The sequence below is a fragment of the Desulfonauticus sp. genome, assembly GCF_055126295.1.
Window position 1 is genome coordinate 12,251 of record NZ_JBSRHE010000015.1, and the last position, 24,819, is coordinate 37,069.

Sequence of the window (24,819 nt, forward strand, 5' to 3'; positions counted from 1 at the left end):
AATTTATCTTCACCTCCCCTGACAGGGCCTTGAACCTGCTTGGTGCGGTTCAGGGTCCTGCATTTTTTTGGGAAGGTTTGACATACCTACCGTCAGTATGTATTTTAGCTACCATGGGACGAAGTAGCAAAGAAAAGGCTTTAAGAACCAGGGAAAAAATTTTGGCCAGGGCTCTGGATTTGTTTGCCAGCAGGGGCTTTGAGCATGTATCCTTTAGTGATATTGGCAAAAGTTTGCACTTGAGCAAGGGAGCAGTTTATTGGCACTTTAAGAATAAAGAGGTTTTGCTTGTAGAGTTGGTAAAGCAGGCTCTTTTGCGTTTAAAGGCCAGGCTTGCCCTTCAGCAAAAGGAGATAAACTCACTTGCTCAATTAGAAGAATACTATGTGCTTCTGGTCAAGGTGATTATTGAAGATGAGTTTTTATTAAAGTTTTTAAAGGTTGTTTATCGTATGGCCTGGTTGCCAGGAATTTTGGCCAGTGTAAAGCAAGAGGCCTGCCAGGTAATGCTTTGTCCAGAGGAGGTGAGTTTGTTAATTCTGGACAGGTTGAAAAGAGAGAATAAGATAAGGCTCTCTTTAGAGGTAGCTGATGTGGTGCATGTAGTAGAATGTTTTGTGGGAGGGCTTTTAAATTTTTATCTGACCCATCCAGAAGATAAAAAGAATGAAAGGATTTTAGATTATTTAAAAATAGGCTTAAGGAGTATTTTTAAAGGTTTTCAGCAAGAGAGCGCTTATGAATAAAAAAACTTTTTTACTGTTGGTGTTTTTGTTTTTTATGGTGGCCTGCAAGGGACAGGAACAAAAGGTAGTTGCACCTCCGCCTCCTCAGGTAAAGTTTCAATTTCCTGTGAAAAAGGAAGTTACTTACTACCTTTATTTTAGTGGGCGGACCAAACCCTTTGCTGCAGTGGAAGTAAAGGCCAGAGTGGAAGCTAAGGTGAAAAAGATGTTTTTTTAAGCCTGGGCAGAGGGTAAAGAGGGGAGAGCTTTTATTTTTACTGGAAGATGACCTATATCGTTCAAAGGTGGAGGAAGCACAGGCCCTGGTAGAAGTGAGAAGGGCAGAGTTGTTTAAGGCCAGTTCCACTTTTGAGCGTATGCAAAAGGTGTTTAAGCAGGGTGGAATCAGTGAACTGGAATTTATTCGGGCCAAAAGTGATTATGAGCAGGCCAAGGCCAATTTATCCCTAGCTTTAAGTAGCTTGAAACAGGCTCAAATAAATCTTTCCTATACCCAAATCAAAGCTCCCATTGATGGGAAAACAGATCTCAACAGAGTAGATGAAGGAGATTTGGTAGGTGTTTTAGGAGCCAAAACTCCTCTGGTTAGCATCATTCAAGACAATCCCTTGTATGTGATTTTTTATGCCAGTGAAACAGAGTGGCTGAAGTTAAAGGAAAAACTGGATGTTGCTAAAGGTTTTCAGGTGGACATTGGCACGAGCGAGGATGAGGGCTACCCTTATAGGGGAAGGTTGGAGTTTTTTGCTCCTCAGGTGGATGAATCTTCAGCCACAGTAAAACTTAGAGCAATAGTGGATAATAGTTCCTTTTCTCTGGAACCAGGTCTTTTTGTTAAGGTGAGAGTAAAGCTGGAGCAAAAGGAAGCCCTGGTAGTGCCTTTAAAGGCTGTATTTAACTTACAGGATGCCAATTTTGTTTACGTACTGGACAAAGACAATCTGGTAGCAGTGCGTAAAGTCAACTTGGGGCCTGAGCAAGGAGAGGAAGTGGTAGTGGAAAAGGGTTTAAGGCCTGAAGATAAGGTGTTGGTTTCTGGCCTGGCCAAGGTGAGACCTGGTATGCAAGTAATACCCAAGCAAGCAGAGTAAGAGATGTTTAGTAGTTTTTTTATCAAAAGACCTATCCTGTCTGCAGTTATTTCCATTGTCCTGGTTATCCTGGGAATGCTGGCCTTTTTTAAATTGCCCATTTCCCAGTATCCTGACATCTTGCCCCCCAGTGTGGTAATTTCTGCCAACTATCCTGGAGCCAATAGCCTGGATGTGGCCAGAGATGTGGCCAGGCCCATTGAAGAGGAAGTAAATGGCGTGGAAAACATGCTGTATCTTTCTTCTGTGTGCTCCAATAATGGAGAATACCGTCTAACCATTACCTTTAAGGTAGGCACTGATTTGGACCAGGCCATGGTCCAGGTTCAAAACCGTCTTTCCAAAGCAGAGCCCTTTTTACCCCAGGAAGTGCGAAAGCTGGGTTTAGAGCTCAGGAAGCAGACTACCAATGTTTATTAGCCTCTTTTCTGAAGATAAGGGATTGGACGAGCTTTTTTTAAGCAACTATGCTGTATTGCACCTAAAAAATGAACTTAAGCGTTTACCCGGGGTAGGAGATGTCCAGGTTTTTGGCGCTGGTGAATACTCCTTGCGGGTATGGCTTAATCCAGAAAAGATTCAGGAGTTGAACTTAACCATCCCTGAAGTAATTCAGGCTATAGAATCTCAAAATGTCCAGGTGGGAGCAGGTAGTATAGGCAATCCACCTGCACCGGCTGGTCAGCAATTTCAGTTGCCTTTGCAGGTAAAAGGGCGCTTGAGCGAACTGGAAGAGTTTAGCCAGATTGTTATCAAAAAGTGGCCAGATGGCCGTTTGATTCGTCTTAAGGATGTGGCCAACCTGGAATTGGGTGCAGTTACCTATTCCATTTCCAGCCAGTACAAAGGCATTCCTGCTGCAGCCATTGCCATTTTTCAGTCCCCTTCTGCCAATGCCCTGCAGGTCGCTACTTTAGTAGAGCAAAAGATGAAAGAACTGGCCCAAAAATTTCCTCCAGGTTTAAAATATACCATTCCTTTTGACTCCACTCGCTTTGTTAATGCAGCTTTTGAAGAGGTTTTGTTTACTTTTATTTCTGCCTTTTTATTGGTCTTTTTGACCATGATTCTCTTTTTAGAAGACTGGCGGGCAGCTCTTATCCCTGGCATAGCCATTCCTGTTTCTCTGATTGCCTCTTTTTTGGTGTTGCACCTTTTAGGGTTTAGTTTGAACCTTATTTCCCTTTTTGGTCTGGTTTTGGCCATTGGGATTGTGGTAGATGATGCCATTGTAGTGGTAGAAAATGTGGTGCGCCACATAGAAGAAAATCAACTCACCCCTCAAGAAGCCAGTCTAATGGCCATGCAGGAAGTAACAGGCCCTGTTATTGGCACCACCCTGGTGTTGCTCTCTGTTTTTGTGCCCACTGTGTTTTTAGAGGGTATTAGCGGGCAGCTTTTTACCCAGTTTGGATTGACCATTTCTGTAGCCACCGTATTTAGCTCCATCAATGCCCTTACCCTGAGTCCTGCCCTGTGTGCTGTTTTTTTGCGGCCCAAAGGCAAAAAGAACTGGTTTTTTCGCCTCTTTGACCAGGGTTTTGTAAAGGTTCGCAATGGTTATTTGCGAGTACTGGTTTTATTTTTGAGAAAATCTGTTTTAGGAGGAATATTTTTTCTCCTCTTGCTTTTTGGCGCTTACAAAGGATTTGTGTCTTTGCCCACGGGCTTTTTGCCTCAAGAAGACCAGGGCTATGTTATGCTGGCCATTCAGCTTCCCAATGGTGCTTCTAAGCAGAGAACCCAAGAGGTAGTAGACAAAATCAACAAGAGTTTGCAAAAGGAACCTGCCCTTTCTGGTTTTGTCAGTGTTACTGGCTATTCCCTTTTAGACGGTGCTCCTGCCAGCAATAGTGCGGCCATGTGGCTCATTTTAAAACCCTGGGAAGAGCGAAAGTCTCCAGAACTTGGCCTGCAAGCTGTTATCACCAGATTGTGGCAACTAGCCTATCAGGTTGAAGAGGCCAATGTCTTTGCCTTTCCTCCTCCAGCCATTATTGGCATTGGCGGAGTGGGGGGCTTTCAACTGGAACTCCAACAGGAAGGAGAGCTAAAGCCTTTAGAACTGGAAGATACTGTGTATAAAGTCCTGGCTGGGCTTAATCAAAAACCCAGCATTGCTTCCATCTTTACCTCTTATCAGGCCAAGGACCCACAGGTTTTTATTAACCTGGACCGTCTTAAGGCCAATAGTTTGGGTGTGAATATTGATGATGTTTTTACCACCCTGTCTGTGGTCTTTGGCTCTGCTTATGTAAATGATTTTAATAAGTTTGGTAAAAACTACCAGATTAGAGTGGCTGGGAATCCCACCAGTAGAGATAAACTGGAAGATATTTTAGGTTTAAAGGTTTTAAATCAAGAGGGAAAAAGGGTTCCCCTGGGAAGTTTAGTGCGTTTGCAAAAAACAGTGGGTCCCAAGCTGGTACACCGCTATAACTTGAAAACAGCAGCTACTCTTAGTGGGAATTTAAAACCAGGTTTTAGTACAGGAATAGTGCTCAAGGAGATTGGGTCCTTTTTGGAAGAAAATCTGCCCTTGGGCTATAGTTATGAGTGGACAGGCATGTCTTATCAAGAGCAGGCTACTCAAGGCCAGGCTGGCAAGATTTTCCTCTTGGCCACTTTCTTTGCCTACCTAATTTTGTGTGCTTTGTATGAAAGCTGGACCTTGCCCCTGGCAGTTATGCTCTCTGTGCCCTTTGCCTTTGTGGGTTTGATAGGTATTTACTTTCTTCTGGGGTTGGATGTAAACCTCTACACTCAATTGGGGTTAATTTTGTTAATTGGCCTTACTTCTAAAACAGCCATTTTGATTGCTGAATTTGCCAAAGTCCTGGTAGAAGAACAAAACTTATCACCTTTTGAGGCAGCCTGTGAGGCTGCCAAACTCCGCTTTCGTCCCATTTTAATGACTGCCTTTACTTTTATCCTGGGAGTGGTGCCTTTACTCCTGTCTTCTGGAGCTGGAGCTGCCAGCCGTTTTTATCTGGGGATAGCAGTCATTGCTGGCATGTTTAGTGGCATTTTCTTAATGCTCTTTTTTACTCCCCTCTTTTTCATCTGGCTTTCTAAAAAGAGCTAATTGGCCTTTAAGTTAGCTATGATATCTTTAAGCAAATCGCCAGAAGGGGTCTTGTAGTTGGGGTTAATCTTTACCAGGTTTTGCCAGGATTTGAGGGCTTCTTCTTTTTGATTGAGGTCAAAGAAAAGCACTACTCCTTTATTAAAAAGGGTGGTTTGATGTTTTGGGTCTATGTTTAAGGCTTTATTAAAAGCTTCCAGGGCCTTTTGAAACTGTCCTGTCCTTCTGTACATAACGCCTAAGTCAGTCCAGACATTGGGATTTTGAGGGTTTAGTTCCAGAGAGCGGTTGTAAGCTTTTATGGCCTTTTGATATTGACCTGTATCAAAGTATAGGTTGCCCAGTTCCGTAAAAAGCAGCACATTGTTTACATCGGTTTGGGCTTGAGTTTCCAGTTCCTGAATTCTTTGTTGCATGGCTGCAGGAATAGCTGGCTCAGAACTGCCAGGTGCTTGAGCAGGTGGGTTTGAGGTTGGCATAATCAAGCTGAAAACCACAAAGCCAATATAGGCTCCAGCTACCAGGGCAATAAAAATGACCAAGAGATTTTTACTTTTCATGGAAAATTCTCCTTTTTTAGGTTTTGAGAATAGAATACAAGATTGGGGCCAGAAAAAAAGGACTATTAAACCCTTAACTTGGAAGAGAAAAGGAATTTTTTAGTGCAATTTTTTGCACTAAAAATGTGCGCAGGAGAAAGGTACCAACCTGGATTTTCCTAGACTTTGAAGTTTTGGATAATCTTTTTTAACTCCTCTGCCAGTTGAATGAGTTGTTCTGCGCTTTGTTTGAGCTGGCTGGAACTGGTTGCCATTTCATTGATTTCATTGTTTACCGTAGCAATATCTTGAGCGATTTCCCCGGCTACCTGAGAACTCTGGTTGATATTTTCATTTACTTCCCCAATGTTTTGGGAAACACCTCCAATGTTTTGAGCTATATCTCTGGTGGTTACAGATTGCTCTTCTACTGCTGCAGCAATGGTAGAAATAATGGAATCAATTTCGCTAATGGCAGAAGAAATATCTTCAATATCCGTTACAGTAACTTCTGTGGCTTGTTGAATATTTTTCACCTTTTCCTTGATTTCTTCAGTGGCCTTGGCTGTTTGCTGGGCCAATTCTTTAATTTCATTGGCCACTACAGCAAACCCCTTGCCTGCTTCTCCTGCCCTGGCTGCCTCAATGGTAGCATTCAGGGCCAGGAGGTTGGTTTGCGAGGATATGGCTGTAATGGTTTCTGTTACCTGGGAGATTTCCTTGGCAGCCTCACCCAGAGCATTGACCTTTTCTGTGGTGTTTACAGCTTTATTTACAGCTTCATTGGTCATTACCTTGGCCTTTTCTGTGTTGGTGGCTATTTCTGAAATGGTAGCACTCATCTCTTCTGAAGCAGTGGCAATGGTAGAGGTAGCCTCAGCAGAACTTTCCATGACCTGAGCTACATTTTGCATGTTTACACTCATTTCCTCAGCTGCTGTAGCCACTGTGTTGGCCCTGGAAGCAATGTTTTCCGAGCGTTTAGAATACTCTTCAGACATGGAATCCATGGAGCCAGCAGAAGAGGTAAGTACTTCAGCCAGATGGCGAAGGTCGTCTATCCTGAACATTTCTTTTAGCTTGGTGCCCATGTTGTTTAGGGCCTGAGCTAAAGTGCCTAGCTCGTCTTTAGAATTTAATTCTATGCGGGCAGTTAAATTGCCTTGAGCAATTTCCTGGGCAAAACTCACGGTCTTGGCCAGGGGCGCCAGGATGTTTTTCTGGGCTACTAACAGGGTTAAAACAATCATAATCAAGAGCACCAGGCTGGAGTAAAGGAGGGCGGTTTTAATAGAGCTATAAACAGGAGCAAGGATTTCTGCCTTTTCTATAAAGGCAAAAAATTTCCAGCCCAGGGCTTGGGAGGTAAATACTTTGGCATAATAAGGTTTGCCCTTAATGGTTACTTCTGTAAAGTCCTTAGATGTATTGAAAAGGTTGGCATAAACAGCATTTACTTCTTCCACTTTTTTAAAGTTGTGTTCTGGATTTTGCGAATCAGCTAAAATCACTCCATCGTCCTGGAGCATAATAATGTATCCTGTTTTGCCTATTTGGGCTTTAGCTACCATATTGGTTAAAACTTCCAGGGAAATATCTATGGCTGCTACGCCCAGAACTTCTCCATTATTGGCTGTAATGGTCTTGGCAATACTTAAGGTCGCTCCGCCTGTAGTGGAGAGATAGGCCTTGGAAATAATAGCCTGGCCAGGTTTGGCCACTGCTTCTTGATACCAGGGGCGCTTCCTGGGGTCATAATGGGCTGGAAGCTCATCCACCCTGGCCAATAAAAAACCGCCATATTTGGTGCCTATATAGACATCCAGATAGTTGGGATGGCTCTTTTGCAAGGATTGCATAAAAAGAACAATTTCTTGTCCCAATTTGTCGTCCTCTCTGGGAATGGATTTGGTAGCTTGCTCTGTGTCCACCAGAGAAGTGATAGTATCATCTATTTTTTGCATTAAGTGAAATTTGGTAATGGCGTCTACATTGGCTTTGGACTCCTGAAAAAATAGATTTATATTTTGATCAAACTGAGTGAGGATATTGTTTACAGAACTTTTAAAGGAATTTAGGGAGAGCTCTTTGAGATGGTAACTAAAGATACTAAAGCTAATAACTACTGGAATTAAAATCCCTAAAATTACTAAGGCCAGGAGTTTGGTTTTTATGGATAGACGCATGGGATTCTCCTAAAAAGAGATTTTTATCTGATTTTAGAAAAGGAAAGTTTTTTTGTCAATGAGAAGATTTTTTTTCCTTTCTTCTTTGGAAGCTGGTTTCAAGTTTTCCTAGTTGTAAATTTAGAAAAAGTTTATTATGGGAAGGCAAACATAGAAAAGGAGCTTGTATGAAGACCTGGGAAAGGATTTTAGGACAAATTTTCCCCTTTTTGGGTGCTCTTTTTTTGGGTGTGGAATTGTTCTGGCGTTTTAATAAGGGAAAAAGTCTTTGTAGCACTGAAAGCTGTTCTCTGGTGGGAAATTATATTCGCTTTGAAGATACATATTTAATTGCTTTGGGTTTTGTTTTTTTACTTGTTCTTTTTCTCTTTCATTTTCTTTATTTTCGTTCTCCAGATAAAACTTACTTAAAAAAGATAATATATGGACTTTTTTGTGCAGGTTTTATCGTAGATGGAGTCCTTCTGGGATTTCAAATTTTTATTATCAAAACTTTCTGTCAAATTTGTTTTATTTTTGCCGGGATTTTACTTATTAGCTGGTTTAGCTTTACCTTTAGCCAGCAAAAGTACCTTTCCTTTCTTTTAGGCTGTAGTTTATATGGACTGGTTATAGGCTCTTTTGCTTTATTATCTTTACCTGCTAATAAACAAGATGCTCTTAAGCCCTTAAAGTTAGAAGAGTTAAATTTGATTTCCTGGGCTAAAGAAGATGCTCCGCTTTTCCCCAGGGCTTATTTGTTTATGAGTTTTCACTGTGAGCACTGCAGTAAAGTCCTGGCCAATCTGGCTGTAAACCCCAAAGTGGCTGAGATAAGCTGGCACATTTTTCCCCTGGATAGCAAAGAAGCTGATTTTAAGCGCTTAAGCTATGTTTTAAACTCTGAAGGTACCAAAGGTAATCCTTTTCTGGAAATTTTAAAGGTAGAATCAGGGGAAGTGGATGTAAGTAAGGAAAAGGTTGCGCCCAATTTGGCCAGTGAAGTTAAAAAGGTCCAGCAATACTTTTTAGCTCAAGGTTTTACTGGAGTTCCCACCTTAATTTTAGAAGAAAATCCTGGCAAAAAGGTCATTCTTACCGGTTCCAGGACCATTATCGATTATCTTAAAGACAAAGGCTACGTGCAAAGGGTATTGAACTTTTCTGCAGGAGAGCCCAGGTAAAAGTTTTTGGAAACAAGGAACCAAAAAGGCCAGGATTTACCTGGCCTTTTGGGTTGGTCTCAGACGGGTTCTAGATAGAAATTTATTTTTAAATATATTTTCCTTTGTTTAATGAGTCTATATTAACTTCAATAGTTATTTTGCTACCTACTCTAGAATAATAACTTGCTTCATTTATAATTGGTTTACCTCTTGTAAAATCCATTTCAGCGATAAGTTCTATTTGACCTGCTTTTAAGTTTGTTGATCTAAATTGAACAAAATTTGCAATATTTTCTTTGCTGGACCAATTTTCTTCGTTTGTTAGCTCTTTTTTGTTTGTCAAGAGAAGTTGACCCAGTCCATATCTTATGTCTCCACCAACACTTATTTTTAACTTTCCAACTTCTAGAAAACTACTAATGTTTTCATCAATTTTAATAATTCCAATCCAGTAGAGTTGTTTTTTATTGTTTTCAGAAACAAAATCTGCCTTCAATTGAGGTAAAATTACATCTATTTCGTGTAGGGATTCATCCTTTGCCATTCTGCTGCCCGGAATTACTGCAGTAGAAACAAATGTATCCACAAACATTGCTCTAAATTTTTCTTCCGAATAATCTCCAAGATAAAATTCACCATTTTTATATTTCGGAAATAAAACATTTTCACCCTTCTCATCAAAGCAGGGCCAGAAACAGGATATGTTTTCAAATTTTTCCTGATTTTTTGACAAATCTTTCCCATTTTTTAAATTATATGCTTTAGTTAACGCACCCCACATTGTCCAGCCGGGAATGAAAATGCGTGTTTCATTTATTACGCCGTAACTGCCCATACCAATATGAATAGGCTGTATTTGTTTAAAAACAAGTTTATACCATTTTTTTTCACTACTCATTTTAATCTCCCATTGCCTTTGCATGATAACGGGCATAAATTAGGATTTTTTCAAGGATTTCACGGAAAAAGAGAATCTCAGAGAGGTTTTCTGATAATTTTTCAAAGAATTCTTGATTTAACTCTTTCTCAGTATTATCATTTCCTACAAATTTACTTATTGATTTAATCTCATTAAGAAATATATCATCAACTTTTTTAGACTTAACATAAACAAAATAAGCATAAACTCCGTCATTAGATAATACGCCAAGAGATTTGTCTATTTCGTTCTTATATTTCGTTTTATCCTTTTTACCTTTTGATTTTATCTTTTCAACAATTTGATAACCAATATTATTTATTACAGCATCAAGATTTTGTACCATTTTTTGCCTCCTCTGTAGATTCAGTATTTTGAGTAGTTCCACTATTTGGCTGAGCATCTTTATCTTTCAAAACAACCTTCATCCTTCCGAATCCCCTTGTTGTCATTCCACCAATACCAAGTGTTTCATAATACTTTTTTGAATCTTCAAGTGCTTCAAGAATACCATCTTTTGATGGTAAGTTATCATCTCCAAAACTTTTCTTATCAAAAACTCTAAGATTACCATAAAAAATGGTACCCCTCGGTATTGCTTCGCTTGTAAATAATGCTCCGTCTTTTGCCGCTCCTGTTATTGGATCGATTGAAACGGAAGTTCTCACTTCAAGATTAGAATTGATAATTTGAGAAATAAGAGAATCATGGACAATGATAATATTATTAATATCAACTTTATCTTTTATTTCTTGCGGTATTTTACTTTCATCAATAGTATAACCACCCTCAACTTCTAAATTTAACCATCCCAGGTTTAGTGTTTTTTCATTCCCTACTTTAGTCTTTATTTTATTATCTGATACGGTTACATCTATTGAAATTTCCTTTAACAATGACGGAGAACTTATCCACCTGACTCCCAATCTCGTATAAACAGGAAAAAACAAAATATTTAAATCGGAGAAGAATAACATCCCCTGCCAGGAATTATTGTTTTTTGAATACCCGAATGATTTACAAACAATGCAGTGTCCGCAATGGCCTGCATCGTTACTTTGAGGCTCATCATCCTTCCCGGCACATTTAATCCTGGCAAATCTGTTACCAGAATATTTCATCCAGTTCTTAGGGCTACTAAACAATTCTTCTATATTATCTTTTTTTTCTTCCCTTTTTTTCAAATCTTTTTTATACTCATCTTTAAATGCAGACTGCAATTCCAATGCTACATAATACCTCCATGTCCCAGCAAGAGAACTTCCCGGTATTTTAGGTATTTTTGTAATCGGATCCCTTACAATAGTATTATCAACTCTTCCTATGGTATAACCACCTGTTCCTATGTAAACAGGATCCGTTGCCATTGCATAAATACTTTTTTTTATTACAACATCGTTATCACTCATTCTTATTCCTCCTTAAAATTTTCAAATTTTAATGATGTATGCCAGAATTCAAACATATCTATAAGCATAAATAATTTATCTCTAAAATTATTTCCTTTTATATTCTTTAATTCTTCAAAGCTATTAACCTCAAGTATGGCGGCAAATTCATTTTTATCTTTATCTTTCAACTCAAGTATATTTACAAAAGCAGAAATCATAAACTGCTTTAATGCCTCAAGATTACCGTCTCCCCAATCTTCAAGTTTTGAATAGATTAATGAGATTAACTTTTGAAGTTTTGAAGAAGATTTTTTCTCCGAGAAATATTTTTCAAATTCCTCAAAATATTGCCAACCATGTAAATCATAAGGCCTCATCTGTTTATATTTAATCAGTCTCTTAGACTTTTCATAATAGATATCATTTCTTCTTACATTTGTATCCAAAAATTCAAAATCAAATGTATTGGGGTAGAAATAGAATTTATCAGTATCAGTTGCATTTTGAGTGGTATCAATCCATACTTTCGTTCCATTATTAGGATACAGGTAAAATTCATACTTTTTATCTACATTATCCGCTCTCTCAAAAAGAGAATAGAAATTTTCACAATTAGCTACATGTTCAGGATTTTGCTGATAATAAAAAGCTGTTTTCTGCCTTGCTTTAAAATCCTTTGCCGGCAACTTAATCCTTAAATCTACCCAATTCTGTTTATCTCTTCTTATTTTTCTTAGTGCTTTAATTCCAACATAAAGTGGCCGTTTATAGTTTTGAATAATTACCCCAATGTGCAAAGGCAATTTTCCGTAAACCCATTTGAAATTTTTGTAATACTCCTCCTGAATATTTTTAATAAGGTTAGGTACATATTCTGCGGGGATAATAAATTGCCAGCTTACAGGTGTAGGAGAAAGGATAGAGAAATAAGGTCTGTAAGATTGCTCATTGGCTTTATCTTTTTTTAAAGTCTTTATTGCACTTCCATTATCACCATACTTTTTTAAATTAAACTCCTCTCTATTGTAAATCTTATCAACAGAAGATATCAAATAAACGTTATTATCTTTAGCCCAAAATAAAATATCACTGTCTTGATATTCTCCATCTTCAATATCAACATTCTTCCATACCAATCTTTTCTGTCTTTCTTCGGGAATTTCTGCAAGTTTAAGAATCCTTGAGCCCAAATCCAAATATTTAAAGAATTCTTGTGTTGTCTCCCATACTCTTCTTAATCTTGCAGGAGATGGATTTTTGCGAAGGAGAAATTGGAAAAGAAGTTGAGATAAAAATTCTATATCATTATTGTTTAATTTACCCCAATCTATTTCTCTATTATCAAAATTAATTGCCGAGCTATTTGATAAACTATTTTTAATAAACTCTTCCCATTTTGAACCAATTGAACGTTCAAGAATTAATTGATAAATTTGAAGAATTATAAAGCCAAAAACAAAAGATGATTTTATGAAATTTGAGAAACTAGAATTATTAAAAATTGCCTGATTTTTAAATCTATTTTCGTCAAAATTAAATTTTGGATCATTAGAAAATTTATCCTGAATATATTCTATCCAATTACTAACCTGTTTGCTTAAAACAATTAATCCTACATTTAAAGACCTAAAAAACAAATCTTTTAAACCAATTTCCCTATCTGCTAAATTGCTTTGAGGTTGACAAAGAATTTTTTTCAGAATTTTTTCTTTTAATAAACTTTCAAATGGTTTTTGTATTCCATTCTTATCAAAAAGGGAAATAAAAACTTCAATTTTATTATAAGATCTATCATAAAAAGTGTCTAAATCTTCCAAATTTTTCGTATTACTAATATTAGAAATTATTGCTATAAAAGATAATAAAAATACATCATACTCTTCACTTTTGACTACAAAACTATTAACCAAATCCCCATTAATCCACTTATCCAATTCAAATTTCAAAGTAACTAGTGCAACTCTTCCGTTTTTATCCTGAAGCTCATCAAGCCAGATTGTTTCTGCATTAGAATTATTGAGCCATTCTTTCACTCTGCCATCTGCTCTATTAGAGCAAACATCGCATATTAAATTGTCTGTACCACCATTATTGGCAAGTCGCATTTTACATATCTGACAGATACCACTTGGATTATCATCAAACTGTGATTTTAAATTTTCTTCAAATTTTGCAGGTAGTTCTGCTTTTAAAAAGTTCTCTTTTGCTCTTTCTATAAGATGCCCCAGATTCATTAATCCGCGTGAAGGTTCTGTTAAAAAGATTGTAGGATAAATTTCACCACCAAATTCATCTGTAAAAATCTTTTGGATTTCAGATTTAATGCTTGATAAGTCACTATGTAATTTATAAAAATCTCCTTCATTTTCTCCTATAATATTTTCCGCAACAACAAAATAAATACCTGTTTCATCCCTGTAAACTTCATTGCCAAGAGGATATTCTATTTCAATTAATTCTTTAATTTTTTTATCAACCTCTTTAGATTTTTCTCTATACCAATTTATTGATGCTGCCTTTAATCCTTTTTCCGCAAGGCCGAGTTTATCGTATTGGATACCGAGTATTGACCATTTGATTTTTTGAGGATTATTAATAAAATCCTGTTGTTTTGAATTATCAAGATACAAACCGGCAAGAGTTGCTTTAAACATAGAGGCAGTCATATATGCCTGATCCCATAGCGTAACATCATTTACAGGAAAACGGGAATCACTAAGTAACATTGAGTACCAACTCTTAATTTCCGGAAAAATAAAATTTCTAATTTCTATCCAATCAGGAGAATTATAATACTTTTTATCTTCCAGAAATCTGTGAAATTTTTGAAAAAAACATAATCTTGATTTGTCAAAATCATCTTCTTTTATCTCACCTCTTATTACACTTCCAAATGCATTTGATATCCATAATGTTTCTAACTGATTTGAATCTTGAGGAGAACCTTTATCAATCCCGGAATTGATATTTTCACAACCTCGAAAAAAAATTTTTTTTATAAAGTCATCATTCGAAGAATCTCCGTAAAAAAATTCTTTCCAATCAACATTATCAGAATTGTCAGGGAGTTTTACTTTTTCATTAAAGATAAAATCTTTTAATCTAAAATCTACTCCAGCAAGTTCATTTTCAAAATGACCATTTTTATAATAGTCTTTATAACTGCTAAACAGCTGAGTAGTTGAAGGAAAATATTTTCTCCAATTACTAATCCCTATATGCGTTTTCCCCAAATTAAAAAGTAAAGCGCCAATCTCAGTCTTTAAAACATCATCTTTATGTAACTTTAAATTACCAAGATTTAAGTTATTACTACCCATTTTCAACCTCACATTTTCTCCAATTTTCAATATCAGCGATTTCACTGTTCGCACAATATTTTTTATTACTTAATGTAAACCTTCCCCAACCCAACTTTTCTTTAGCTCCTATTCCAATATTCTGTGCTTTTTCTATTGCTTGAGTTAAAAACTTAATATCCTGTTCTACATCTGCTCTCAACTCTTCATTTTTTCTCAATACCCCGTCAAAAGGTATATAAACCATTTGTAAAAACCCTGTCGTACCTTTAGGTACAACTTCATAATGAATGGGATTTGTTCCTGCCCTTGTTTTTCTGCTATGCGGATTAATTATTTCAAGAGAAAGTTTATCAAAATATGTGGGATAAAATATTGCCCTGCCTTTATGAGTAGTAAGGTAATGCGGTAATTCTTTATTTGAATTTTTCTCTATTTCCGACCAGAATTTTTCTTTTATAAATTCTACTCTTTCATTATCATTATTTAACTTTTCAATATCCTCTTTTGTCAGTTTAAAACCAAGTTCAAAGAGAAAATATTTTATCAAATCATCTTTAGATAAATTTTTCCCTTTTTCCACAAATCCTTTTATGGTTTCTTCCAACATCCTAAATTCATTAGATCCCGTACCAAAAATTCTTAAATAGGATTGAATTTTATCCTTTTTATCGTTCCCTTCATTTAGCAATTCTCTAAATGCCTTTGCAATTACACCTTTCCAACCGCTGCCTCTCACCATCGGTACTTTAAATACTTTTTCCTTTAAACACGGATTTTGGATAAGGTAGAATTCATCATCGTCTTTTGAGAAATATGGTGCAGTCAGTTTTATTTTGGCATGAATGATAAAGGAGTAAGGGATGAGGTTGTTAATATAGCTTTGTAAATTATCTTCAGATAATAATTCTGTTATTTTTTCTATTTGAGATTTATAACCTTCTTGAGGAGAATAATTTTTGTTTTTTTCTTTAAACCAGGCAAGTGCAAATTCTGTATTTTTAGAGTTTTTGAAATTGCTTTTATCCTCATCAGAAGTAAAAGGGAAAATACTCTTGAAATCATCATCGTTCATTTCTTTTATTTTACTTCCATCTAATACATTATATTTTGTAGCTTTTTTCAAGAAAAAAATTTCATTGGTAATTTTTAAATCAACATCTGTGAGATATACGTCATAACACATTTTATCATCAGACATTCTTAACTCCTTGCCAAGTTCTTGAAAACTTTTAAAAGTTTTATCTTTTTTCCCCATTTCAATCTCCCAAATTCAAAATTCCTGCTATAGAAACAAATCCACCTTTTAATTGCCCTTTTTCTTTATAAATCCATGGAATTATTTTTGTACCTTGTGGTAAGTCTTTTTTATCAGGAGGGCTTTTCGTGGTTCCAAATAAAAGATGTCTTAGATTAACATCATTAATGTTATCTCTATAATATTTTCTTCTCTCTGTTTTCATTATTATCAGTTGTTTTATAATTTTCTTAACATCTGTAGTATTATTAACCTGATTTTTCAGATACATAATTTTATTTTTTTGTTGTATCTCATCAAAAGTTATTTTAGTCTCTAAGAATTCCTTATCAGCAAACTTTGTTGTTAAACTTTTATAAAAATGACTGAATTTAAATTTTTTATTTCCCCAGCCATTTATCTCTGTCCATTCTTCACCTTCTTTTTTCTTTACTATTTCTACTTTCAATCTTCCATATCCAATATTCCATTTCCCTCCCCAAAATCCAAATTTTTCCATAAAGGTTAAAAGAGGATAAAAAATAGATTCTATAATATTTTCTTCAATTTCAAAAACAACTTCAAATTTTCCCGAAAAGTAAGGCATTGCAACATACCAGACTGAGTAATCTTTTCTAAATTCCTTTTGCTTATCTTTCAAATTGCCATTTTCATATTGTGAGTCAATAAATTTATTCAAATTCTCTCTGGTTTTAAACTCTTCTATTTCATTGATATTTTTTTTATTGAGGATCAATGCATATGGTAAGTCTAAACTATTTCCCAAAGAATAATCTTTATCACTAGGTTTAATATTTTTTATCCTCACCCATCCTTTCCATCCCGTACACCCAAAAATTCTTGAAGGTAAACTTATTCCCATTTGGGCAAGTGTTTTATCAATACCTTCAAAATCACTACCATTAGTTACAATTTTTTCTTTAAATTTTTTTTCATTAACTTCATCCTTTAATTTTCCATCTTTATAATTACTCTTATCTGTAATCTCCGCAAAATAACAAATAACTTCAAACCAAAACCTCAAACTCCCCATTAAACTCGAAGGCCTAAGTTCTTTGTTATCTCCCCAGGCATCCCCAGTCCAAATAGGAGTAATAGTTTCAAAAGTTACTTTTATTTGTTTTTGTGACATAAAAGCTCCTTCTATTTTATTTCCCTCACAACCTCAATCATCCCACAACCCTGGCTATTTTTGGATCCTATTCCTGCACTATAGGCAAAAGTAAAGTAAGGTTCGGGGAGGTGGAGTTTGTAGATTCCAGTCCAGCCTTTGATTATGGTCCCTTTGAAGTTTAAAATGGACAAATTTTTATTATTGACCTTTTCTGGTTTTATGTATGCCCCATTTAATGGTGGAGCTATGTCTGTTGAAAAAAATGCCATCCATTTTCGTTGTAAGTTATCTATTATAAGTTTTGAGAACTCCTTTTCCCATGGAGTGTAGAAATATGTCTTTTTCTTTCCTTGAGGATCTAATAACGTGCTGTAAATAACTATTGGTGATAGGGCCTTTATTATTGCTGTATTGATTTGTTTTATTGGTGCCTCAATTTCTATTGCCTTAAGATAACATGATTGATTGGCAAGGTGAATATAGGGTGATTTTATTAGGTTCTCTGCAAGGGATTCCAAGATTTTTGTGTGAGGAGAGGCTATTTTTAGGGTAATTGGACCATTAAAAGATATAGTTTTTTCTTTAATCTCAAATTTGCCAATAAGCCTGGAAAAGGTAAAGGCCTTAAAATTTCTATTTTTGTATTTAAAGCCATCTTCATGTAGCCAGTTAGCTAAGGTTGGAGCTAGATGTGAATAGATAAATCCCTGCAGAATGTGATTATAGTGGAGGGGTAATTGTAGTGTGTTGTTTTCTGAAATGAGGCTTAGTTTTATCCGCATTAACTATTTCTTTAGTATTTGATGTTAAAACAAAAATACATTACAAAAAACTTAATTAGGAATAATTATGTCATATCTTTTTTAGATTTTCAAGAGAGAAATGAAAAATAAAAGAGGTTTATTAATTAAGGGAGAAAAAATAAAAAAGGCCAGGATTTACCTGGCCTTTTGGGTTGGTATTTTATTTTAAGTATTGAGGGTTTATAATTTCAATCTTGGCCTTTTGCCTTAATCTTTCAATAAAGGCAGAAAGCATCTCTTTGGCTTTAAAGTCTCTATAGATTTTTAACCATTTATCCTTTTCTTTTTCAAAGTCTTCTTTTGTGGGCAGGATGTGTTTAACTGGCTTGGCCAAGACATAGGCCTGTCCTATTTCTAAGGGTTTATCTATCCACACACCATCTTTTAGTTCCAGGGCCAGTTTGGCCAGCTCTTCATTAAAGCCCAGTTCAGGAATAAAACCCTGTCTGCCAAAGGGCTTAGATAGGGTAGTTTCTGGAGTTGCTTTGTTTTCCAGGATTTCTTTTAAGGTGGCAGTGGCCTTAGCTAGAGCCTTTTCCCTGGCCTTTTGCAGGGAGAGTTTGGAAAGAATAATGTCCTGGGCCTGTTCAAAGGGTAGAGGCGCAGGAGAGATAGCTTCTATTTTTTGAGCCAAAAGATATCCTTCTCTTAAAGTCAGAGGAGTTTTGGTGGTTTCTTGTAAGGGCAGGTCAAAAAGAGCCTGGATATCCTTGGGATTAAGGCCTTGCAACCCTTCTGGAAGGTTTTGCCGGGAGAAAAGAGGGGTGGTCTCTACCTTTAAGCCAATACTTTCAGCTACCTTATCCAGGCTTTCGCCTGCATTTACCCTGGTAAGTGCAGTATCTAATAGGTCTTGAATCTTGGCATAGGCCTTTTCCTGGGCCAGAATTTTCTTAATGGCATCCTTACTTTCTTCCAGAGAAAGGTAGCCCGCGGCCTTTTTGTCTTCTACTTGAATTAAATGTAAACCAAATTGAGTTTGCACAGGACCGCCAATTTCGCCTTTTTTCAGTTTAAAGGCTTCATCTTCAAAGGGCTTAATCATTTCGCCTTTGCCAAACCAACCAAGCTCTCCACCTCTAGAGGCACTGGGGCCTTCTGAGTATTTTTTAGCCAGTTTAGCAAAATCTTCCCCTTTTTTGAGCTTACTTAAAATATCGGCAATCTTTTTCTCAGCTTCTTTTTTTTCCTGGTCTGAGGCCTCTGGAGAAAGTTTTACCAGAATGTGCCTGGCCTTTACCTTTTCTGGTTCAAAAAAGTTGTTTTTGTGGGTTTTATAGTAGTTTTCTATTTCCTGTTCACTTACTTCTTGTAAAGGCGCTAGTTTTTGCGGAGTAATGGCTAAGTAGGCCAGCTCAATCTTTTCTGGCTGCATAAATTCCTTTTGATTGTCTGTATAATATTTTTTAACCTCTTCTTCTGACACTTTGACTTCCTTTAGAAAGTCCTGCCAGTTAAACTTGAGATAGGCTATCTGGACCTTTTCCAGGGCAAATTGATAGGCATCAAAAACTTCTTCTGCACTGACCCTGCTGGGCAGGGTAACCAGCTTTTCTACCTTTTCCATGAGTAGGTTGTGCTTAAAATCTTCCTCAAACTGAGCTGGAGTAAGATTGTTTTGCCTTAAGATTTGCTGGTAACGGTTGGGGTCAAATTGTTTTTGTTCGTTTTGAAAAAAGGGAATGGAGCGAATAGCCTGACTTAACTCAGGCAGGGTAACTTCTATGCCCAGTTCCTGAGCCTTTTGCCTTAACAGTTCAGCATTGATAAGCTGATTTAGGACCTGTTCTTTGACCTTCAGTTGTTGAAGGGTTTCAGCACTTAAGTTGGGATTTTGTTGCCTTAATTTTTGCACAGTCCTTTCATAGGCAGAGGTAAACTCCTGCAAAGATAAGGGCTGGTTATTTACTTCTGCTACAATAGAAGCCTGTCTACTTTGGAAGCTACCCACTCCCCAAAAGACAAAGACAATGATAATGAGGCCAAAAAGAACTTTAATACCCCAGGACTGAGCATTACTTCTCATTTTATCTAGCATTTAACACTCCTTTATTTAAGCTCGTTTGTTCTTGACCAGGTTCAATAGTCCTCCAGCCCGAATAATTTCCAGTTCTTTGGCTGTAAGGTCGTTTTCCACTTCCACCAGGTGTTCTTTTCCTTTTATTTTTAAACTTCCGCCAGGATTTAGGTCTTTAAAGTCAAAGTGGAGAAGTTCTTCTTCCTTTAAGAGTTCGTAGTCTTGCTTGTTTTTAAAGATAAGAGGCAGTATGCCAAAGTTTATAAGATTGGCTCGGTGGATACGAGCAAAGGATTTGGCCAAAACCACCCGTACTCCCAGATACCTGGGTCCCAGGGCTGCGTGTTCCCGGCTGGAGCCTTGGCCATAATTTTCACCCCCTACGATTATGCCCTGGTTATGTTTTTTAGCCCTTTTTACGAACTCCTTGTCCACCCTGGAAAAGATGTATTCGCTAATAGCTGGGATGTTGGAGCGCAAGGCTGTGACCTCTGCCCCGCCGGGCAAGATGTGGTCAGTGGTAATGTTGTCTCCCACTTTTATGAGCACAGGCAAAGAGATTTCTTCAGGCAGAGGGTCAAATTGGGGTAGGGGCACGATATTGGGCCCCCGTAATATTTCCACCCTGGAATTATCTTCTGGAGGAAAAATAAACAGGTGTCTTATGGAAGGAAACTTTTCTGGCAGTTTGAGTGCTGGCAAAGGTGGTTCCCAGGTAGCAGGGTCAGTTAATTCTCCCTTTAAGGCTGCAAAGGCTGCAGTAATGGGACTGGCCAGATAGACCCTGGCATCCTGAGTGCCACTGCGACCCTCAAAATTGCGGTTAAAGGTGCGTACACTTATTCCTCCAGAAGTGGGAGAGCCGCCCATGCCAATACAGGGCCCACAGGTGCATTCCAGAAGCCTTACTCCAGCGTCCAAAAGGGGCCAGAGCAAATCTTCGTCCATGAGCATCTTTAAAACCTGTTTGGAACCAGGAGAAATGAGTACATCCACTTCTAGATGGATTTTTTTGCCCTTTAAAATAAGGGCCACGCTTTTTAAATCCAGATAGGAGGAATTGGTACAGGAACCAATGGCTACCTGGTTTACTTTGGTGCCAGCCAGTTCACTAACAGCTTTGACTTTATCTGGCATATGGGGAGTAGCAATTAAGGGTTCAATCTGGGCCAGGTCTATTTCCACTTCCTGGTCATAGCTGGCATCTGGGTCTGCTTCCAGAGGAATGAAATCCTTTTCCCTGCCCATGGCCTTTAAAAAGGCCAAAGTGTTTTCATCAGAAGGGAAAATAGAGGTGGTTAAGCCCAGTTCTGCGCCCATGTTGGTAATGGTAGCCCTTTCTGGCACAGAAAGAGTTTTTACTCCAGGCCCTGTGTATTCAAAGATTTTGCCCACTCCACCTTTGACACTAAATTTTTGTAAGAGATAAAGAATGATATCCTTGGCTGAGGCAAAACCCTGGAGTTGGTTTTTAAGGTAAATTTTGACAATTTTAGGCATGGTAAGGGTGTAAGGTTCGCCAGCCATGGCCAGAGCTACAGAAAGACCACCTGCTCCCATGGCCAAAGAGCCAATGCCTCCGGCTGTGGGAGTGTGACTATCCGAACCTATAAGGGTTTTGCCTGGGCAGGCAAAATTTTCCAAGTGGAGTTGGTGGCAGATGCCTGTACCAGGAGGAGAAAAGACAAGGCCATATTTGGCAGCCACAGTGCGCAGGTATTGATGGTCATCAGGGTTGCGGAAACCCATTTGCAGGGTATTGTGGTCCACATAACTTACTGAAAGTTCGGTTTGCACCTTTTTTAAACCAATGGCTTCAAATTGCAGATAGGCCATGGTACCTGTGGCATCCTGGGTAAGGGTCTGGTCGATTTTTATCTCAATTTCCTCTCCAGGTATTAGGTCGCCTTTAACTAAATGTTGTTTAATAATTTTTTGTGCTATACTAAGCCCCACTTTTATCTCCTTTATGGTCTAAAATTTGGTTTAAAAAATCTTCACTGCCTCCCTTTAGGTCTAAAATTTGTTCGTTCTGGATATAGGGTAACAGGTTTACTTTTTCTATGTTGCGCAATTTGGTATAAATCTGGAAAAGTTTTTCTCCTTCTTTGGAGATGATTTCCTGATGTCTTTTGATACGGTCCAAATTGCTGGGATCACTCTTGGCCAAAAGCTGAGCAGCATTGACCACTGCGGTTAAAGGCTGGGAGAGTTCATGGCTTATGGCGCCAGCCACAGATAATACCAGTTTTAATTTATTTTTGCTTTCTTCTTCACTTAAGTTGCGAAAAAGCCAGAGCATGCCCTTTTCTTTTAAAGATATGTTAATAACTTCCCAGAGGTCTTCACTGATTTCTACTTCAAAAGAAGAATTGCCTGGCTCTAATGCCATTGGAGATAAGTCCAGGAGGTTGGCTATGTGTAAGGAGTCTGTGGAGGTAAGTTGAGACTTAAAAAGCTCTTTTGCTGCCTGGTTGATGTAAATAATTCTTCCATCTTTCAGGGAGTAGAGTAAGGGATAGGGTAAATTATTGAGTAAACTTTCTAAGACTTCTTGATATTCCCTTACCTGAGAGCGCAGTTCATAAATATTGCTGATGTTGTGAATTATTTCCAGAGAGCCTAAAATCTTTTTCCCCTGGGATAACTTAACTGCTATTACCTGATAAAAACCTTTTAATTTTCCCTTAAGATTCCAAAAACCAGAAATAGCTACTCCGTTGTTTAAGACATTAAAGGAAGCAGAAGGGTCCTGTTCCTGATAAATTTGCTTTAAGGTCTCCAGGTTGTATTTTAAAACATTTTGTCCCAGGAGGAGTTTTTCCTGTTCATAAAAGGCAAAACCCACCTTACTTTTACCCAGGACTTTATTTCTGGTTACTCCTGTAAGCTCTTCACAGGCCTTGTTCCAATAGATTACTTCACCTTTACGGTTAAAAACAATGGTAGCAAAAGGGCTGTTTTCCAGGATTTGGCTTAAAAAAGATTCTTTTTGGCTAATTTTTTGTTGATAGAGATTTTTAGCCAGATAGAGAGAAAGGTAGGCAAAGGAAGGGGAATTTTCACTAAGTTGAATAGTAGGAGGAAGTTTTTTGCGTAACTGAAGGGAAAACTCAGGGTCAGTTTCCAGATTGAGCACACTGTTTAGATTGTGTTTGCTCAGCATTTCTTCCCAGGAAAAGTATTGGGGAAAATCCACGCTAAGCAGTTTACTATCGGTTATAGTTAAAGCTACCAGATTGCCCATGGGTTTGGTGGCTTCCTGGTAGCGCAGGTAGGCTCTAATGAAGCTAAGTAATTTTTTGCTGGGACCAATTAGGGCAAAGTTTCCAAGCATGGCTAGGGATTAAAAATCAGTAAAGGTAAGACGGTTTATCTTTTTACGCCTGATTTCCACTTCGGTTTTTAGCATCAGTTTTTTTTGCTGGAGATTAAAGATTTCTTGGGGGAAAAATAGATTTTTACTGGGGTCTTCTTGGTCGCGTAATTGCCGAATCTTTTGTTCACATTCTTTAATTTCCTTTTCTAGGTTTAAAATTTCTTGAGTAAGTTTTTCTATCTCAGCGGATACGGATTCGTCTTTTGGTGGTCTGGTTGTCATTCTTTACCTCTTCTTTGGTTTCTATTTTCCCCAGGGGTAAACTTTGAAAAAGTTTCCAGAAACGAGGCCAGATTTGGGTAATAATCCCTGGGTTGGAAAGGCAGATGCCCTTGAACTTAAAGGAAATTAAGGCATAACTTAAGGTCCAGAAGGGCGAAGGGCTGGTCCAGACCTTGTCATTGTGTTTTTGAAATTTGAGTTGAGAATTTTCAATTTCCAGATATTCTGGATGGAGATGGTATTTTAAGCCCAGAAAGGAAAGCAACTCTTGAGCAGATTCCAATGGCTCTCCCTTTAGATTGTGATAGATAATGCCCCCTTTTTCACAGGAAAGCACCAGAGCTGTGGCCAGAGGTAAGAAATCCTCTGCCTGGTCCACATCCAGGGAAAGTTCCTTTAAAAATTCCCTATTTTTTTGAGCCAGAAAATTTTCTGAATCAAAGTCTAAATTTATTTCCTGAAAAATCTTTTGTGCCCTTTGAGCTTCTAGGGAATAGGCAGGCCAGAGGCCTGTAAGTTGAATCTTACCCCCTAAAAAGTGGGGCAGGACCAAAACATAACTGGAAAGTACCGGGTCAGCCTCAATTTTAAAGTTTGCAGGGCTTTTAATCTCCTGGGGCTGAACCAGGATAGTATCTTCCTCTATGCTTAGGGAAAGATTCCAATCCCTGGCCAATTTTTCCAGTTCTTTTAGTTTGCTAAAGGGTTTGCTCCAGGTAAGCTTTAAGGGCCTTTGCCTGAGAAAACTGGCCAGGATAAGGCCAATACCTAGGTATTCACTTATACTTTCTGGAAGAACTACTTCTGAAGGTAGATGCCCACTACACTCTAGCCTGGCAGGCAAGTTGTAGCTTTGCGGTTCAATGGAGGTCAATCTGGCTCCCAGGGTGGGTAAAAAGTCCTGCAATTCTTTTAGGTTTAGCATTTTTAGCTTGGAAGCACCATTTAACTTGCAGCTACCAGCTTGAGTCAGGCATAAAGAAAGCAAGAGGTAAAAGTTAAATTCGTCTTCTCCCAAAAAGATGGATTTACCTTCAAAATAAAGGTCTGCTGGACCTACGTGCAAAGAGTTTTCCTGCCAGGAAACCCTTCCACCCATTTGATTGAGAGCCTTGATTAGTTCTACTAGAGGGTCATTTATGGGAAAGGGGGAGATATGGGTTTCAGTAGTGGAAAGGGTAGCTAAAATAAGACTTAATCGGGCCTGAAAATTGGATAAAGGGGCCTCGGTGTGAAAATCTATCTCCTTACTGCTGGGTGGATAGAGGCAAAAGGGTTTGTCAAATTGTTTGGTCTCAGCTTTGAGATAACTGGTATTGTTTAAAATGGAAAAGATCTGGCGAAAAAAGCGTTGATTTTCTCCCTGTAAACTACTTTTCCAGATGTCCCAGAGTTTTTTTTCCACCAGGGTATCTACTGGACTTTTGCCCTGTTCGAAACGATTTTTGGCTATTTTGCTAAGTAAACGCGTCCGTTTCTGGATAAGTTTGAGAAGATTTTTTTCCGTTTGATAGAGTTCTTCATTTAGGGATAGAGAGTATTTTTTTTCTGACATAAAAATATCCTAGACAAACAAATTTATTTTTTTCTACTATTAAAAGCTTTGCGGGGCAAGTAGAATTTAA

At 37.8% G+C, this 24,819-nt stretch carries 20 protein-coding genes; 6 read left to right on the top strand and 14 right to left on the bottom strand.

Annotated features, from left to right (window positions below; translation table 11 throughout):
* Nucleotides 1-77: 77 nt before the first annotated feature.
* Genes ACTCIM_RS09035 through ACTCIM_RS09055 form a run of 5 tightly spaced genes read left to right on the top strand, consistent with a single transcriptional unit; the run spans nucleotide 78 to nucleotide 4,922 of the window.
* Entirely contained in the window at nucleotides 78-746 is a 669-nt protein-coding gene (locus tag ACTCIM_RS09035; protein WP_464278691.1) for a TetR/AcrR family transcriptional regulator, read from the top strand.
* Nucleotides 739-963, top strand: coding sequence for a hypothetical protein (locus ACTCIM_RS09040; protein ID WP_464278690.1), 225 nt, complete (start codon nucleotides 739-741; stop codon nucleotides 961-963). Before ACTCIM_RS09035 ends, ACTCIM_RS09040 begins: the two co-directional genes overlap by 8 nt.
* 40 nt (nucleotides 964-1,003) lie before the next feature.
* Nucleotides 1,004-1,837, top strand: a complete 834-nt coding sequence (locus tag ACTCIM_RS09045; protein WP_464280240.1) for an efflux RND transporter periplasmic adaptor subunit — start codon at nucleotides 1,004-1,006, stop codon at nucleotides 1,835-1,837.
* A gap of 3 nt (nucleotides 1,838-1,840) precedes the next feature.
* Nucleotides 1,841-2,257, top strand: coding sequence for an efflux RND transporter permease subunit (locus ACTCIM_RS09050; RefSeq protein WP_472315109.1), 417 nt, complete (start codon nucleotides 1,841-1,843; stop codon nucleotides 2,255-2,257).
* Nucleotides 2,247-4,922 (top strand): efflux RND transporter permease subunit, encoded by a 2,676-nt coding sequence (locus ACTCIM_RS09055; protein WP_472315111.1) that lies wholly within the window; start codon nucleotides 2,247-2,249, stop codon nucleotides 4,920-4,922. Before ACTCIM_RS09050 ends, ACTCIM_RS09055 begins: the two co-directional genes overlap by 11 nt.
* Here ACTCIM_RS09055 and ACTCIM_RS09060 read toward each other — a convergent pair.
* Nucleotides 4,919-5,482 (bottom strand): tetratricopeptide repeat protein, encoded by a 564-nt coding sequence (locus ACTCIM_RS09060; RefSeq protein ID WP_464278689.1) that lies wholly within the window; start codon nucleotides 5,480-5,482, stop codon nucleotides 4,919-4,921. The two genes, ACTCIM_RS09055 and ACTCIM_RS09060, sit on opposite strands and share 4 nt — an antisense overlap.
* A gap of 158 nt (nucleotides 5,483-5,640) precedes the next feature.
* Nucleotides 5,641-7,647 carry a methyl-accepting chemotaxis protein gene (locus tag ACTCIM_RS09065; protein WP_472315113.1) on the bottom strand — a complete coding sequence of 669 codons (2,007 nt, stop codon included), beginning with the start codon at nucleotides 7,645-7,647 and terminating at the stop codon, nucleotides 5,641-5,643.
* A 167-nt stretch (nucleotides 7,648-7,814) separates the two neighbouring features.
* Here ACTCIM_RS09065 and ACTCIM_RS09070 point away from each other — a divergent pair, with 167 nt between their 5' ends.
* Nucleotides 7,815-8,810: a thioredoxin domain-containing protein gene (locus tag ACTCIM_RS09070; protein ID WP_472315116.1), complete on the top strand. Its 996-nt coding sequence runs from the start codon at nucleotides 7,815-7,817 to the stop codon at nucleotides 8,808-8,810.
* Between the two features lie 88 nt (nucleotides 8,811-8,898).
* Here ACTCIM_RS09070 and ACTCIM_RS09075 read toward each other — a convergent pair whose 3' ends face one another.
* The 12 genes from ACTCIM_RS09075 to ACTCIM_RS09130 all read right to left on the bottom strand — a co-directional run bounded on the left by ACTCIM_RS09075 (nucleotide 8,899) and on the right by ACTCIM_RS09130 (nucleotide 24,749).
* Nucleotides 8,899-9,690, bottom strand: a complete 792-nt coding sequence (locus ACTCIM_RS09075) for a hypothetical protein (protein WP_464278685.1) — start codon at nucleotides 9,688-9,690, stop codon at nucleotides 8,899-8,901.
* A 1-nt stretch (nucleotide 9,691) separates the two neighbouring features.
* Nucleotides 9,692-10,057, bottom strand: coding sequence for a hypothetical protein (locus tag ACTCIM_RS09080; RefSeq protein WP_464278684.1), 366 nt, complete (start codon nucleotides 10,055-10,057; stop codon nucleotides 9,692-9,694).
* Nucleotides 10,041-11,120 (bottom strand): RAMP superfamily CRISPR-associated protein, encoded by a 1,080-nt coding sequence (locus ACTCIM_RS09085; RefSeq protein WP_472315119.1) that lies wholly within the window; start codon nucleotides 11,118-11,120, stop codon nucleotides 10,041-10,043. Before ACTCIM_RS09085 ends, ACTCIM_RS09080 begins: the two co-directional genes overlap by 17 nt.
* 2 nt (nucleotides 11,121-11,122) lie before the next feature.
* A complete protein-coding gene (locus ACTCIM_RS09090) occupies nucleotides 11,123-14,422 on the bottom strand; it encodes a CRISPR-associated protein Csx11 (RefSeq protein ID WP_472315122.1) in 3,300 nt (1,099 codons plus the stop codon).
* The gene (locus ACTCIM_RS09095; RefSeq protein WP_472315125.1) at nucleotides 14,415-15,659 is read right to left on the bottom strand and encodes an RAMP superfamily CRISPR-associated protein; all 1,245 of its coding nucleotides are present in this window, start codon (nucleotides 15,657-15,659) and stop codon (nucleotides 14,415-14,417) included. Before ACTCIM_RS09095 ends, ACTCIM_RS09090 begins: the two co-directional genes overlap by 8 nt.
* Before the next feature lies 1 nt (nucleotide 15,660).
* Nucleotides 15,661-16,791 (bottom strand): type III-B CRISPR module RAMP protein Cmr1, encoded by a 1,131-nt coding sequence (gene cmr1, locus ACTCIM_RS09100; protein WP_464278678.1) that lies wholly within the window; start codon nucleotides 16,789-16,791, stop codon nucleotides 15,661-15,663.
* Between the two features lie 11 nt (nucleotides 16,792-16,802).
* Nucleotides 16,803-17,555 (bottom strand): CRISPR-associated endoribonuclease Cas6, encoded by a 753-nt coding sequence (cas6, locus tag ACTCIM_RS09105; protein ID WP_464278677.1) that lies wholly within the window; start codon nucleotides 17,553-17,555, stop codon nucleotides 16,803-16,805.
* Nucleotides 17,556-17,736: 181 nt separating this feature from the next.
* The gene (locus ACTCIM_RS09110) at nucleotides 17,737-19,614 is read right to left on the bottom strand and encodes a SurA N-terminal domain-containing protein (protein WP_472315128.1); all 1,878 of its coding nucleotides are present in this window, start codon (nucleotides 19,612-19,614) and stop codon (nucleotides 17,737-17,739) included.
* 15 nt (nucleotides 19,615-19,629) lie between these two features.
* Nucleotides 19,630-21,549, bottom strand: a complete 1,920-nt coding sequence (locus ACTCIM_RS09115; RefSeq protein ID WP_472315130.1) for an aconitate hydratase — start codon at nucleotides 21,547-21,549, stop codon at nucleotides 19,630-19,632.
* A complete protein-coding gene (locus ACTCIM_RS09120) occupies nucleotides 21,539-22,930 on the bottom strand; it encodes a PAS domain-containing protein (RefSeq protein ID WP_029966755.1) in 1,392 nt (463 codons plus the stop codon). Before ACTCIM_RS09120 ends, ACTCIM_RS09115 begins: the two co-directional genes overlap by 11 nt.
* 9 nt (nucleotides 22,931-22,939) lie before the next feature.
* On the bottom strand, nucleotides 22,940-23,194 hold the full coding sequence (locus ACTCIM_RS09125) for a hypothetical protein (protein ID WP_029966764.1): 255 nt from the start codon (nucleotides 23,192-23,194) through the stop codon (nucleotides 22,940-22,942).
* On the bottom strand, nucleotides 23,154-24,749 hold the full coding sequence (locus ACTCIM_RS09130) for a 3-phosphoshikimate 1-carboxyvinyltransferase (protein WP_472315133.1): 1,596 nt from the start codon (nucleotides 24,747-24,749) through the stop codon (nucleotides 23,154-23,156). The genes ACTCIM_RS09125 and ACTCIM_RS09130 overlap by 41 nt, the downstream gene beginning before the upstream one ends.
* Nucleotides 24,750-24,819 lie beyond the last annotated feature (70 nt).